We start from the raw sequence: 14294 nt of genomic DNA on the forward strand, positions 1-14294 counted from the left end.
CACCCAACTTGTTCATGGCTATCACCTCAAAAAAGCCTTCACGTGTCTGGTCAGCGGTGATGTCACGGTTGGAACTGCCGAAGTTGAACTCAACCCCGTTTGGGAACATAGTCGGGAATATGACAGCAGGATTAGGATCAGACGGCATCGCGGGAATCATCTGAGTGAACGTATCGTTGTCTGTCGAGAAGAGTCGCGCAGCGCCGTCAGCGTCACTGATAATTTCACCGCTCCAAACATCATTAGGGCTCAAGCAGATATCCAAGCTCAGAATCTCCCACCCACCGTTGCAGAGTCCGTCCTCTGTATTGATGTCAGCCGCTTCCCTGAATCTTATCCTCGCCCTAACACCATATGACGAACTTGTGTTAATGACTGTAAAGATATTCTTACGGTTGGCGTCCCTCACATTGTAATACCCGTAAATCAACGCGTCTCCCAACCCACTGGGATTAACAAAGACCCTAGTTGGCGGCAATACACTCTCCGAGCCTGAAGCAAGAGAGTCTATTTGGACTGCAAAGGCAGACCCAAAACCCATGACAACAAGCAACATCGCAATGAAGGCGCTCTTCTTAATCATTGATTTCCTCCTTGCCCGAAACATTGCAGAATTACATCGACCCCTCAATGAAATCTTATCGGACTTCGAGCCACAAAACAAGAAATTTATGAAAGCCCGCAAGACGAACACTTGTACGTAGTTCTGATTATACAGGCCGTTGGTTTATCCTAACACTTCCGGGCTTCCCAACTTCGCCTTGGACAGAATACGTGAAGTCATGGAACAGGCCGATGGCCCAGAGGTTGGTCATGAGATGGGAGGTTATGGAAGAAGTGGTGAATTCCGATTCATCCCGGCAGAGTGAAAGGTATGGGACTATCTGGTCGGGGAGATGGTGGTCAAAGGCCGCGCCTGAAGCGTAATATTCGAGGAAATCAGCTCCCGCCTCCTCTCCGACTTTCTCGGCCCTCTTTCCCCTCGCGCCGAGTGCTGTGAAGCCAGCTGATGAATGTTCCGATTCCGACTGAAGGTATATAAACGTTCCCTGTCCAAAGGAAGAGACATTGAGCAGTTCGATCTTTTCATCAAAAGATGGGGCCTTGATCACGGAATGGATCTTTTCGACCATGGCGTTCCGTTGTCTCTCCGCTATCGAAAGCGGTAGATTCCCGACAGCCGAATATCCCCGCAGCGCGAAGACCTTTCCCCTTTCTGCGACCCTCAGGGGTTTAATCTCGTTTGGAGGAGAGATTTCAACTCTGATTTTCCCTCCGCCCTTCGGGTAGAATCCGTAAGACTCTATGGATACGTTTATCGAGACCCCGAGTTTTCTCAGGATGGGGACAAAGACGCCCGCAATATAGTGATAGGATGGACTGAGGGGAACGTGGGTCCCTCCTTTTAGGATGACCGTGGTTCTCTTTTTTGCGGAAATAAGCGCGGGTATGATCGTCTGGAGAACGAGGGTGACAGAGCCGGCAGTACCGGTGTCGAAGAAAAAGTCTCCGGCCTTCACCTCTCGCGGTGAAAAGAGAAGCTCCGATGATCCTTTGGAGTCACCCCTTACTTCGGCGTTCGATATCAGCTGAGCAGCCCTGACCGCTGTGAGATGCTGGGGCATGAGCCCGGGTCTCTCCCTGCCTTTTCTGATATTGAATATCCTGAAGGGTTTTGCTAAGAGACAGGAGAGACCGAGGGCTGTTCTGAGTATCTGACCGCCGCCTTCTCCTTGGCTGCCGTCTATCTCGACCATGATGTATCCTATCACTTTTCGTTTGGGTTGTTCATGAACTTCAGGCCGCATGTTCTGCACGGGACGGAATATGTGTATGTATAATGAATGAGGAGTGCGTGAGCAGGCTCGGTGGCGAAGATGAGAACTCTATCGATGACGGTGCTATGGCCGGGACATTAGAAGACTTCATTCGGGATAAGGCGGTCCTCCGTGAGTTGACCGAATCGGCGAATAAGATAATCATGATCTTAGGCGGTTCCGATTCCGGCAAGACGACCCTCATCGAACATTTGGCACACTCCCTCGCAAAGGACTCAACGGTCGGCATTGTAGACCTCGACATGGGACAATCTCATATCGGCCCTCCCACGACCGTGGCTTGGGGAAAAGTGAGGGGAGGATTCGAAGGCTGGTCCGGCGTCATGACCGAAGACTTCTATTTCACCGGTACCGTCACCCCCCTCGGCAGCCTCCTTCCTGCCGTGACCGGCGCGAAGCTGATGACGGATAAGGCCGCGTCTTCCTGCGACAAAGTAATTATCGACACGACAGGCCTGATAGCGGAACCAGCGGGCCGTCTGCTGAAGCAGCATAAGGCGGATATCATCTGTCCAGACATCATCCTCGCCGTTGACCGTTCCGGAGAATTGGACCATATCCTCGACCCCTTCCTTCTTCAAAGACGCCCGCGGGTCTGTCGCCTCCCTGTCCCCGATTTTATCGGGGCAAAAAGTCCGTCCCAGCGGGGTTGTTATCGCTTTGAGAAGATCGCTGCATATTTTCACGGTGCCGATGTCATAGAGGTTCGTACTGCGGATATCCCCCTAAGAATGACCGGTGGACCCCTGAGAGGGGACATAACGCGTATGAGGAACAGGATCGTTTCTTTCAGGAATGAGCATAACAGGGATATCTCTCTAGGCTTCATCGAGGGAATCGATGCCGACAGAGAAACCTTGCAGGTCCTCACTCCTCTGAAACATGGTACTCGGTTTACAGCAGTTATTGTGGGTAAGACGGAGATAGACATGACTGACGGAGAACTGAGAGATGCGAGTCCCGTGCCTTGCTGAAGACCCTTATGGTATACTTTTCTGATTATCACGGGAGGTAAGAGATCTTGGAAGAGCGATACGAGCCGCAGCGGGTGGAGTTGAAGTGGCAGGCGTACTGGTCCGAGAAAAAGCCTTACAGAACCGATACGGAGACTTCCCAAAAGAAATTCTATTGTCTCGAGATGTTCCCTTATCCTTCAGGTAAGATCCATATGGGACATGTGCGGAATTATGCGATAGGGGATGTCATCGCGAGGTACAAGCGCATGCGCGGGTACAACGTCCTCCATCCCATGGGGTGGGACTCTTTCGGCCTCCCCGCGGAGAACGCGGCGATAAAACAGGGAATACATCCTGCAGAATGGACTCATGAGAATATCGATTTCATGAGGAGACAGCTAAACCGCATGGGGCTCAGCTACGACTGGGACAGGGAGGTGACGACCTCCTCCCCGGAATACTACCGATGGAACCAGTGGTTCTTCCTCAGGATGTATGAAAAGGGGCTCGCCTATAAGAAGGCCTCATTCGTGAACTGGTGCCGGTCCTGCGCCACGGTTCTTGCCAACGAGCAGGTGATAGACGGGAAGTGCTGGCGCTGCGACAACGAGGTGATCCAGCGAGAACTCGAGCAGTGGTTCTTCAAGATCACCGCGTATGCCGATGAACTGCTCGTGGGATGCGACAAACTCAAGGGCTGGCCCGAGAATGTCGTGGCTATGCAGAAGAACTGGATCGGCAAGAGCGAAGGCGTTGAGGTAGATTTTCCGATAGAGGGGACGGATGAAAAGATGCGGATATTCACGACGAGGCCCGATACCCTCTGGGGGGTGACCTTTGTCTGCATCGCGCCGGGACATCCCCTTTGGGAGAAACTCGTGACAGACAGGGAAAAATTGAATGGGATAAAAGCGAAGTACGGCAACGTAGAAGAAAAGGTGGGTTTCTTTACCGGCCATTACGCACGTAACCCGATGAACAACGAAAAGATACCTGTCTACGTCGCGAACTTCGTGCTCATGGAATACGGGACAGGCGCCATCATGTCGGTGCCTGCTCATGACCAGAGGGATTTTGACTTTGCGAAAGAGTACGGTCTTCCGATTAACGTAGTAATCGTTCCCGAGGATAAGGCATCGGCGAATCCTGAACCGATTACCGGGGCCTTTGAGGACGAAGGGATTCTCATCAACTCAGCCCAGTTCAGCGGATTGCCGAGCGGGGAGGCGAAGAGGAAGATCGGAGAATACATCGAAGGGCGCGGGCTCGGCAGACGGGTCATCAACTACAAACTCCGTGACTGGGGCGTCTCGCGGCAGAGATACTGGGGCACGCCGATTCCGATCATCTATTGTGAAAAATGCGGTATCGTCCCTGTGGACGAGAAGGACCTTCCGGTCATCCTCCCCGAGGGGGTGAAGTTTACCGGGCAGGGAGGATCTCCGCTCCTCGATTCGGAGGAATTTTTGAGAGTAGATTGTCCGAAGTGCGGGGGCGGGGCGCGGCGTGAGACGGACACCATGGATACCTTCGTCGATTCATCCTGGTATTATGTGCGGTACTGTTCGAGAAGGGACGAAGAGGCCCTCAAGAGGGATAACATCGCTTACTGGATGCCGGTGGATCAATACATAGGCGGTGTGGAGCACGCGGTCCTTCACCTTCTCTATTCCCGTTTTTTCACCCGCGTCATGAGGGACATCGGCATTCTCGATATCGACGAGCCGTTCACGAACCTCCTCACTCAGGGGATGGTATGCATGGAGACCTTGAAATGTCCCGAGCACGACTGGCTCTTCCCCGAGGAACTGAAGGACGGGAAGTGCCTCCATTGCGGGAGGGATGTCATAAGGGGCCGGGTCGAAAAGATGTCGAAGTCGAAGAAGAACGTGGTCGACCCCGACCATCTCATCAATAGATACGGCGCTGATACCGCGCGGCTCTTTTCCCTCTTTGCCGCCCCTCCTGAGAAAGACCTCGAATGGTCTGACAGGGGTGTTGAAGGGGCTTACCGGTTTTTGAACAGGGTCTGGGGAATCGTCTTCAGGAACCGACCGGAACTGACGGAAAAAGGGCAGGGGGGCTCATCCGAAGTTGCCGACATTCATCAGACAGCGAGCCTGTCGCCTCTTGCCTCACAACTCTTGCGGAAGACGCATCAGACGATAAAGCGGGTGACCCTTGACATAGAGCGGGAATACCATTTCAACACCGCGATCGCGGCCCTCATGGAACTCGTGAATGAACTTTCCGCTTTCAAGGCAGAAGATGACGACGACAGGGCGATATTCAGATATGCCGTCGAGACGATTCTCATGCTCCTCTCTCCTTTCGCTCCTCACATCGCAGAGGAACTCTGGGACGCGATAGGCAATGAACCGGACTTGTTCGGGAGGAGCTGGCCTGAATGGGACGAAGAGATAGCGCGTGAGGAGGAGATAGAGCTTGTTATCCAGGTCAACGGTAAGGTGAGGTCGAAGATCATGGTCCCGCAAGGACTTTCCGACGAAGAGATTAAGGAGAGGACGCTGGCAGAGGAGAGGACGCGGGAGATCCTTTCGGGCAAGACGCTGAAGAAGATCTTTGTGGTGAAGGGAAGGCTCGTGAATATCGTGATATGAAGAGACCGCATGGAAGAGAAGGCATGGGATACAGGGTGAGGAGAGAGAAAGGGTCGTATCATTATTTTGGGACAGTGCTTTCCGTTCTGCTCATGGCTTCTTGTTTGGTCTCTTGCGGCTACTCGATACAGGGCAAGGCAAACCTTCCGTTTCAGGCGGTCAGCCTCGGGAAGATCGCGAACAGGACCTTCGAGCCGAAGCTGGAAGACAGGATGCAGGTGGCGCTCGTTGAGGAACTCATGAAGAACGGATTTACCCTGGTTCAGAATTCCGAATACCGGATAGAAGGGGTAATTAATGTCTTTCAGATGAGGGTCCTTTCCGAGAAGAACAGTGTTGCCGTCGAATATGAGGTGATCATCAGGGGAGATTTTAAACTCGTCGGGCCGTCCGGCAAGGTCAGGCCGCTAGCAAAAGGAGGGGTCTTCATCGTCTCCTTTCTGAGTACGGACAGTCTCAACGTTGTCATGGCGCGAAAGGAAGTGGCGATAGAAAAGGCGTTGAGGGATTTTTCGACGGAGCTTGTCGCCTCGGTAATATACTCATGAGCATCAGGCATTTCATACAGGAGATCGAAAAGGGTCTGCGCGCACCCGTATATTTCCTTTACTCCGAAGAGAGCTATCTTCTGAAAGAGGCCTCTTTCATGGTCTCGGGGGCGATACCCGAAGCGGAGAGAAGTTTCGGCCTGTCCGTCTATGACCTCGACGGCATCGATGAAAGACCGTCTCTTGACCAGGTCATCGATAGTGTAAATACGTTGCCCTTCATGGGAGGCCGCAGGACCGTCATCCTCGAAAATGTCCAGGAACTCGGCAAGAAAGAGATGGAGGGGCTTGAAAGGTACATCGCTGACCCGGCTCCTTCATCTGTCCTCGTTCTCCTTCACCGGGGGAAACCGAAGGCCCAGTTTACAGGGCTTACGAAGAAGGTCAAGGCGATACCCCTCGACATGCGGGAGCAGGATATCCCGTCATGGATCAGGGAGAGGGCCCGACAAAAGGGATTGGTCCTGACTGATGAAGCTCTGGACTATCTCATCGGGTTGATCGGACCCGATGTCGGACTCATTTCCTCTGAACTCGAAAAATTCATCCTCATAGGGAAGAATCCGATCAACAAGGATGATATTGTGGATATTGTGAGCGGCGGCAACGACTATTCGGTATTTGACCTCGTGGACGCTGTGAAGGATCGGGACGCCGGACGGGTCTTCAGGATCGCGAAGGCCCTTCAGGAGAGCGCCGACTCGTACAGTCTCCTCGGCGCGATCAACTGGCACTACAGTCGTCTGTCTCAGCGGGATAAGGGGAAGAGGGGCTATTATGACAGGGTCTTCGGTCTCCTCCACGAAGCGGACCTGCGCATAAAGACGTCGGGGGGGACCTTTCCTATGGAATACCTTCTTATCAGGCTACTTCGGATTTGAAAACGGTGTTGGCAAGCTTCGCGAGGCGGGATACCTTTCTCGAAGCGGTGTTCCTGTGTATTACGCCTTTTGAGGCAGCTTTCGTGATGGTCTTCGTCGCTTCCGCAAATATCTTTTGGAGCTCTTCCCTGTTCTTGTTCGCAACAGCGGTCTCCACCTTCTTTGTGATCGTCTTTATCGCCGTCTTCACGGCCTTATTACGGAGCCTGTTCTTTTCCGCCTGACGGTCTCTCTTCAGTGCGGAGAGATTCTTTTTTGGTGCTGATTTTCCGGCCAAAGTATCCTCCTCTGTGATGGTTTATACGTCTGAGCGAGCACTAAAATAGCATAACCCCACCGGGAAAATCAATCGCGCTTCTTCATTTCGTCGTCGTTGTGGTAAAATCTCCTGTATGAAACGCTATAGGCCGGTCTCGCTGAAGAAGATAAAGACGTACCCCCTCTGTTCAAGGAGGTCCAGAGTCGAGATCGAATCGGCCGCTCTCCCCCATGAGAGCGGCGGCTCGTTCAGGGCCTTCCTCGAAGGACTCCCCTCCTTTCTCGCTGCCTCCGACCTGAAAGCGGTAATCCGGGCTGTTGTCCGGGCGAGAAAGAATGACAGGCCCGTGTTGCTCGGCATGGGAGCCCACCCCATAAAGGTCGGACTCTCCCCGGTCATCATCGACTTGATGAAAAGGGGAATCATCACCGGGATTTCGACGAACGGCGCCTGCATCATCCATGATTTCGAACTCTCCCTTTCCGGGAGGACTTCAGAGGACGTCGCGACGGAACTCTGCACCGGAAGGTTCGGCATGGCGAAAGAGACGGGCAGAGAATTGAATGCCGCCATCCGCAGGGGCGTCTCAAAAGGCTATGGTATCGGAAGGTCCGTCGGGGAATACATCTTTAAATCGAAAAACAGGTTCAGGGATAAGAGTATCTTCTCCGAGGGCTTCAGACTCGGTCTCCCCCTCACCGTCCATGTCGCGCTCGGGACCGACATCATCCATATGCATCCGCAGGCCGACGGTGCCATGATCGGCGAGGGGAGCCTGACGGACTTCAGATTGCTCGCATCGATAGTCAGTGACCTGGAGGGAGGAGTCTTCATGAACCTCGGTTCGGCGGTTATTCTCCCTGAGGTCTTCCTTAAGGCACTGACGATAGCGAGAAACCTCGGCAACAGGGTCGAGGAGATCACGACGGTGAATATGGATTTCATCCAGCATTACCGGCCGAGGGAGAACGTACTGAGACGGCCGACCCTGAAGAAGGGGAGATCCTATGCGCTGACGGGGCATCATGAGATAATGCTCCCGCTCCTCGCGGCGGGGATTATTGAGGAGACGGCATGAAGGTTATCGTCGACATCGATCTCTGCATCGGATGCGGAAGATGCGAAGAGATATGCCCGGCGGTCTTTCACCTCAATGAAGAGATCGGCAAATCAGAGGTGATAGACGAGGAGGCCTGCGAGTATGTCGGCTGCTGCGAGGCGGCAGAGGAAAATTGCCCTGTTGACGCGATCACCATCGAAGAGTAGGGCAGGGCGATCACCCCAAAGCGACAGCATGCGTCTTCTCCTACCAAGCCGGCCTTTCGCGATTCGCATCGGGGCGAAAAGCTCTCTTCTGAGAGATGAGTGATTTTGCCATCCAGAGGGTCTGGCCTCTCCTCAAGAAACAGGTGAGCGATCTCAGCGTGCCCTGGCTCGATGTTGTTGCGGCACGCGAGAGGGACCCTTTCAAGATACTCGTCTCCTGTATCCTCAGCCTGAGGACTCAGGACAAAACTACCGGGGTAGCCTCCGAGAGACTCTTCGCCCTCGCGTCGAAACCTGAAGCTATGGCCTCACTGAGTCTGAACAAGATTAGGAACGCCATCTATCCGGTAGGGTTCTATAATGTCAAGGCGAAGACGATAAAGGCCCTGAGCGGGACAATAATGCGTGACTACGACGGAAGAGTCCCGGACAGCATCGACGAACTCCTAAAGTTAAAAGGCGTCGGCAGGAAGACGGCAAACCTCGTAATCACTCTCGGTTTCAACAAGGACGGAATCTGCGTCGATACCCATGTCCATAGAATCACGAACAGATGGGGATACGTGAAGACGAGATCACCGAAAGAAACCGAATTCGCGCTTCGGGGAAAACTCCCGAGAAGATACTGGAAAGAGATAAACGGGCTCCTCGTAGCATTCGGTCAGCAGATCTGCAAGCCCCTTTCCCCCTTTTGCACGAGATGCGACATCGAGGGCTTTTGTGCAAAGGCCGGCGTCACCAGAAGCCGATAATTCCTCTTCCGAGAGGGAAAAATCTCTCCTAGATCAGACCGAATTCCTTCAGGGTCTTCTTGAGTTTTTCCCTGTTCGCCTCTGACATCTCGCAGAGAGGAAGGCGGAATTCTTCCTTTATCTTCCCCATCATGGCCAAGGCGGTTTTTGCCGGAATAGGGTTCGTCTCGATGAACATTGCCGAGTTGATCGGCTCGAGCCTGAAGTGAAGTGACCTCGCCTTGTCATAGTCGCCCTTGAGCCAGAATCTGCACATGTCAGAGACTTCACGCGGTGCTACATTCGCAGATACGGAGATCACCCCTTTCCCTCCGAGGGCAAGGAGAGGGAGGGTGGTAAAGTCGTCGCCGGAGATGACGGAGATCCTCTCCCCACACAATCTGATGACTTCGCTCACCTGTTTCATGTCGCCAGTCGCCTCTTTGATGGCAACGATATTCTTAACCTCGGCAAGCCTCGCTACCGTCTGGGGCAGGACGTTTACGGCGGTTCTTCCCGGCACGTTGTAGAGAACGATCGGGATATCGACGGCATCTGCCACGGCCTTGTAGTGCCGGTAGAGTCCTTCCTGGGTCGGCTTGTTGTAATAGGGCGATACGAGGAGTGCCCCGTCCGCACCAAGCGACTTCGCCTTCTTCGTAATCATGATCGTTTCATCCGTGGCGTTTGCCCCCGTGCCCGCTATGACCGGTATTCTCTTGCTGGCAGCATTGATGGTTATCTCGATGACCCGATAGTGTTCATCGTAATCGAGCGTCGCCGATTCTCCCGTTGTGCCACAGGGCACTATCGCATTTGTGCCGCTCGCTATGTGCCATTCGATGAGTTCGCCGAGGGCCTTCTCATCGACCTTTCCTTTCTTGAAGGGTGTGACGATCGCTACGATAGATCCTTTGAACATATGCTCCTCCTTACCGCAAGAATGAACGGGTTATGATACCTATACAAGCTCGCCTTCATGGTAACCGATGTCCCCTGCCGATGCGTCATGAGTCAAGGTTGAACTCTCCGCTGAAGACTTCCACGGCCGGCCCGGTCATGTAGACATGGTTGTCTGAGAACCATTCGACGAGAAGGTCGCCTCCGATAAGATGAATAGTAACATCCTTTCCCGTCAGTCCCTTGAGATGGGAAGCGACAGCGGCCGCAGAGGCACCCGTGCCGCAGGCCATCGTCTCCCCGGCCCCCCTCTCCCAGACCCGCATCTTTATCTCGGAGGGGTTTATGATTTCGATGAATTCCACGTTCGTCCTGTTGGGGAAGATGTGGTGGTTCTCTATCATCGGACCGAAGTAAGCTACCGGGAAGGTCGAAACGTTGTCAATGACAATGACAGCGTGAGGGTTGCCCATCGATACGCAGGTGATCGAGAACCGGGAATCATCGATTACGAGGGGATAGTCTATGATGCCTTTCTCGTGCTCATGACCGGTCTCGTTAGGACTTAAGGCTACCGGGACCCTGCGGGGCTCGAGAATCGGCTCACCCATGTTGACTCTGATAAGGCTGTCGCGCCTCTCCGGTCTTATGATGCCCGCGAGTGTCTCTATCGAGATGGTCTTCTTGCGGGAGAGCCCGCGATCCCAGATAAACTTTGCGAAACACCTGATCCCGTTGCCGCACATCTCGACCTCGCTGCCGTCGGCATTGATGATACGCATCTTGAAATCAGCGGTCCGCGAGGGATAGAGGAGGAGGAGTTGATCGGCGCCGACCCCGAGTCTTCTGTGACAGAGCCTCGTCGCGAGGCCCGTGACATCCGGGGGATTGAATTCCCTGCAATCGATGAGGATAAAATCATTCCCCAGACCGTGCATTTTCGTAAAGGACAGTTTCATCGAACCTCAGATAAAGTCCGGGATACTCTCACCCCGTATGAGATCACGGTAGGTCTCTCTCTCCCGGACGAGCGAACACGCGCTGCCCTTCACCATAACCTCTGCCGCAAGCGGTCTGCTGTTATAGCGCGAACTCATCGAGAATCCGTAGGCGCCTGCCGACATCACGGCGATATACTCCCCCTGTCTCAGAGAGGGCAGTTCCCTGTCGCGGGCGAGAAAATCACCGGATTCACAGATTGGTCCCACGACATCGGCCGATATCGTCTTTCTCCTCGTCTTTGTCACGGGCTGTATGTGATGATAGGCGTTATACAGGGACGGCCTCATGAGGTCGTTCATCCCCGCATCCACGATCACAAAGGTCTTATCGGGCCTCTCCTTGAGATAGAGCACCCGGGAGACGAGGATACCCGCGTTGCCGACGATCGACCTTCCGGGCTCGAGGATGAGGGTGAGGTTCCTCCCCTTCAGCATCGGCAGGATATGTCTCGCGAGGTCGCGAGGCATCGGGGGTTCTTCGTTTCTGTAGGTAATGCCGAGCCCGCCGCCGATGTCGAGATATCGTATCGGAATCCCGTTGTCCTGTAACTCATCGACGAGGATGAGGGTCTTCTTCAGGGCATCTACGAAGGGAGAGATTTTCGTAATCTGAGAGCCGATATGCTTGTGGATACCGATAATTTCGATATTCCGGAGGGTATGGGCAAGCCTATAATACTCGAGCGCCTTTGTTATCGGGATTCCGAATTTGTGCTCTTTCAGCCCCGTCGAAATGTAGGGATGGGTCTGCGGGTCTATATCAGGGTTTACCCTGAGCGCGATTGGCGCCTTCATCTTCAGGGTTCCTGCTATCCTGTCTATTTCGGAGAGTTCGTTTCTCGACTCCACATTGAACATGAGTATCCCCGATTTCAGGGCGTAGCGGATCTCTTCCTCGGTCTTCCCGACACCGGCATACACGATCTTTTTGGAAGGTATCCCCGCCTTAAGCGCCCTGAATATCTCACCGCCGGAGACAGCGTCGGCTCCGCCGCCGTGCTCTGCGATGAGCCGCAATACCGCGGCATTCGAATTCGCCTTCAGCGCAAAACAGACGATATGGGGAAGATGGTCGAAGGCGTCGTGATATGCCTGAACATGTCTGCGAAGCGTTGTGTGGCTATAGATAAAGAGCGGCGTCCCGTACTCCTTGATGATCTCCGTGACGGGGACGTCTTCGGCGTATAGTTCACCGTGTTTGTATCTAAAGGAATGCATAAACAATTCTCCGCTCTCAAATATTCTGCTTTAACGGATTGAGTATTATATAACAAAAGGTTAAGGAGGGACAATAACAGGGCTCTTCTCGGACATGGACAGTGAAGACGGAAGGGGTACAGGCTGTAACGGCTATCTCATGCGCAGGAACACCGCAAAGAGCTTGAGGGGTCTCGTCAGAACTTCCGATCAGGAGAAGACGGGAGAAAGACTCGAGAGGAATGCGCGCGGCCTTTAGCCGTCAGTTTCCGGCTGAGGCTTTATAGCCGGTTCTTCGTTGAGGAGTCTCTTCGCGCCGATAAACCTCCTGAAATAGTAAGGCGTCTCGAGACTGTCTATGGTGACCTTTTTCCCCCGTGAGGACGCATGGATAAAGAGGTTGTTGCCGAGATAGATTCCGACATGGGACGGAAAGGAGGCATAGGTTCTGAAAAAGACGAGATCGCCCATCGAGAGGTCCTCTTTCCTGACAGGTTCTCCCACTCTGAACTGTTCCCGCGCGGTCCTCGGGAGCGGCATGTTGAGGAAACTAAAGACCTTCTGCACATAGCCGGAACAATCTATCCCCATAAAGGTGCTCCCCCCAAAACGGTACGGGATATTCAGCATCTTATGCGCAAACAGGATCACCCGTTCCTTCAGATTCAGTAAACTCAACTCCGGCGATTCGGAGAGCGTCTTGATATCATCGGTAATTTTCGCTTGAGAGAGTATCGGCGAATAGGGGGCTATTTCTCCTGGCTCGGCCGTCCATTCTTCGAGGAGAAGTTTCTGGCCGGGGCTCAGTTCCTCCGATTCGAGGTCATTGAGGACCATAAGGTATTCGGGACTCACATCGAGTTTTTTTGCTATCTTCAGCATGGTATCGCCTTTTTTGACCGTATAGGTTCTCGGTCCTGTTTTCTTGACGATGAGTTGCTGCCCTGTTTTTAGGCGACCAGATTTCTTTATAGAGTTCAACTCCCTCAGTTCACTCACTGATATCGCGTATTTCTTCGATATCGAGCCGAGGGAGTCGCCTTTCTTCACGATATGGTACAGACCGTCGCGGGTATCGTTTTCCTCTGCAGCGGCCTGCCCCTTATCAGCGCCTGACCGGGGGGCGAGACTCTTCGAAATCTCCCTATGCTTTTTCCGGGATGCCTCCTTTGTCGGAACGGTTATCTTCATGCCGGGCGTGAGTCGATCTGACTCTATCCCGTTTGCTTCTTTGATTTTGTCGACATCGACCTTAAAGGTCTTTGAGAGTTTATGGAGGCTGTCTCCCTTCTTGACGGTATATGTTGTATCCCCGTATACCGCATAAGGAGCCATCGTGAGGAGTGCGAGACAGATAAGGAAGAAAGAAAATGCCTTCACCATGAGTGGTCCATTACTGTTGCGAACCTGTTTCAAATTCCCTTCCTCCCTTGGATTGAGGAAGCAGATTTCATACCACGGAGAGCGTTTTTAGAACTTCCTGATTTCTTAAGGAAAGAGTCGGGCAAGGGTCTGCGAGAAGATTCTCTTTTGACTCTAATTGTCATATCGGTGAGACGCACGATGTCAATCGGATTCGTCAAGGGCATCTCATACGGGACAATCGATGGTGCACCCCTGAGAAAAAAAGGGCGGTCGCGGCGTCCGTCATTTCTTCTCATCAGAACGCTTCCTCCCTCGCCAAATCTTTGAGGGTCGGGAGCTCTGTCAAATCTTTCAGGCCGAAGTATTGGAGAAACTCCCTTGTCGTGCCGTAAAGCAAGGGTTTGCCCGGCGCCTCTTTTCTCCCCATGATCCTGATCAGTCTTCTCTCGATGAGGGTCTTCACAACGCCGTCTGAATTGACGCCCCGGATCTGTTCGACTTCGGCCTTTATGATCGGCTGCTTGTAAGCGATGATCGCGAGCGTCTCGAGGGCCGCCATCGAGAGTTTGGACGAGGCCTGCGAACCTTTCAGTTTTCTGATCCACGGAGCAAAACGGATATTGGTGACCATCTGATACCCGTTCGCTATTTCGGTTATCAACATCCCGCCGTCCCTGTTCCTGTACTCGCTGATGAGTTCCTCCATGAGCCCTTTGATTTCAGGTTCATCC

16 protein-coding genes are annotated in these 14294 nt (G+C 53.3%); 8 read left to right on the forward strand and 8 right to left on the reverse strand.

What is annotated here, in order from left to right; genetic code table 11:
• On the reverse strand, positions 1-583 hold a 583-nt coding region (locus VEI96_00610; GenBank protein HXX56482.1), incomplete at its 3' end, for a hypothetical protein.
• Positions 584-710: 127 nt separating this feature from the next.
• Entirely contained in the window at positions 711-1757 is a 1047-nt protein-coding gene (gene rtcA / locus VEI96_00615; protein HXX56483.1) for an RNA 3'-terminal phosphate cyclase, read from the reverse strand.
• 98 nt (positions 1758-1855) lie between these two features.
• On the opposite strand from rtcA, the gene VEI96_00620 reads away from it, so the two are divergent.
• From VEI96_00620 to holA, 4 genes are read left to right on the forward strand one after another with little or no spacing between them, the layout of a single operon-like run.
• On the forward strand, positions 1856-2812 hold the full coding sequence (locus VEI96_00620) for a Clp1/GlmU family protein (protein ID HXX56484.1): 957 nt from the start codon (positions 1856-1858) through the stop codon (positions 2810-2812).
• Between the two features lie 47 nt (positions 2813-2859).
• Positions 2860-5415 carry a leucine--tRNA ligase gene (gene leuS / locus VEI96_00625; protein ID HXX56485.1) on the forward strand — a complete coding sequence of 852 codons (2556 nt, stop codon included), beginning with the start codon at positions 2860-2862 and terminating at the stop codon, positions 5413-5415.
• On the forward strand, positions 5412-5963 hold the full coding sequence (gene lptE, locus VEI96_00630) for an LPS assembly lipoprotein LptE (GenBank protein HXX56486.1): 552 nt from the start codon (positions 5412-5414) through the stop codon (positions 5961-5963). The genes leuS and lptE overlap by 4 nt, the downstream gene beginning before the upstream one ends.
• A complete protein-coding gene (holA, locus tag VEI96_00635; GenBank protein ID HXX56487.1) occupies positions 5960-6844 on the forward strand; it encodes a DNA polymerase III subunit delta in 885 nt (294 codons plus the stop codon). Before lptE ends, holA begins: the two co-directional genes overlap by 4 nt.
• Here holA and rpsT read toward each other — a convergent pair.
• Positions 6825-7121, reverse strand: a complete 297-nt coding sequence (gene rpsT / locus VEI96_00640; GenBank protein HXX56488.1) for a 30S ribosomal protein S20 — start codon at positions 7119-7121, stop codon at positions 6825-6827. The genes holA and rpsT overlap by 20 nt on opposite strands.
• A 115-nt stretch (positions 7122-7236) precedes the next feature.
• Between rpsT and VEI96_00645 the strand changes: the two genes are divergently transcribed.
• From VEI96_00645 to nth, 3 genes are all read left to right on the forward strand, one after another.
• Positions 7237-8181, forward strand: coding sequence for a hypothetical protein (locus VEI96_00645; protein HXX56489.1), 945 nt, complete (start codon positions 7237-7239; stop codon positions 8179-8181).
• Entirely contained in the window at positions 8178-8369 is a 192-nt protein-coding gene (locus VEI96_00650; protein HXX56490.1) for a ferredoxin, read from the forward strand. The genes VEI96_00645 and VEI96_00650 overlap by 4 nt, the downstream gene beginning before the upstream one ends.
• Positions 8370-8464: 95 nt before the next feature.
• On the forward strand, positions 8465-9121 hold the full coding sequence (gene nth, locus VEI96_00655; protein ID HXX56491.1) for an endonuclease III: 657 nt from the start codon (positions 8465-8467) through the stop codon (positions 9119-9121).
• 28 nt (positions 9122-9149) lie between these two features.
• Here nth and dapA read toward each other — a convergent pair whose 3' ends face one another.
• From dapA to lysA, 3 genes are all read right to left on the reverse strand, one after another.
• Complete coding sequence (gene dapA, locus VEI96_00660; protein ID HXX56492.1) at positions 9150-10022, reverse strand: 4-hydroxy-tetrahydrodipicolinate synthase; 873 nt, start codon at positions 10020-10022, stop codon at positions 9150-9152.
• A gap of 85 nt (positions 10023-10107) precedes the next feature.
• A complete protein-coding gene (dapF, locus tag VEI96_00665) occupies positions 10108-10959 on the reverse strand; it encodes a diaminopimelate epimerase (GenBank protein ID HXX56493.1) in 852 nt (283 codons plus the stop codon).
• Between the two features lie 6 nt (positions 10960-10965).
• Positions 10966-12219: a diaminopimelate decarboxylase gene (gene lysA, locus VEI96_00670; GenBank protein ID HXX56494.1), complete on the reverse strand. Its 1254-nt coding sequence runs from the start codon at positions 12217-12219 to the stop codon at positions 10966-10968.
• Between the two features lie 94 nt (positions 12220-12313).
• On the opposite strand from lysA, the gene VEI96_00675 reads away from it, so the two are divergent.
• Positions 12314-12457 carry a hypothetical protein gene (locus VEI96_00675; GenBank protein HXX56495.1) on the forward strand — a complete coding sequence of 48 codons (144 nt, stop codon included), beginning with the start codon at positions 12314-12316 and terminating at the stop codon, positions 12455-12457.
• On the opposite strand, the gene VEI96_00680 is transcribed toward VEI96_00675, so the two are convergent.
• Positions 12454-13614 (reverse strand): LysM peptidoglycan-binding domain-containing protein, encoded by a 1161-nt coding sequence (locus VEI96_00680; protein HXX56496.1) that lies wholly within the window; start codon positions 13612-13614, stop codon positions 12454-12456. The two genes, VEI96_00675 and VEI96_00680, sit on opposite strands and share 4 nt — an antisense overlap.
• Before the next feature lie 244 nt (positions 13615-13858).
• Positions 13859-14294 (reverse strand): SMC-Scp complex subunit ScpB (gene scpB / locus VEI96_00685; GenBank protein ID HXX56497.1); only part of this gene is annotated, 436 nt, incomplete at its 5' end.

This window comes from Thermodesulfovibrionales bacterium (assembly GCA_035622735.1).
Classification (GTDB): domain Bacteria; phylum Nitrospirota; class Thermodesulfovibrionia; order Thermodesulfovibrionales; family UBA9159; genus DASPUT01.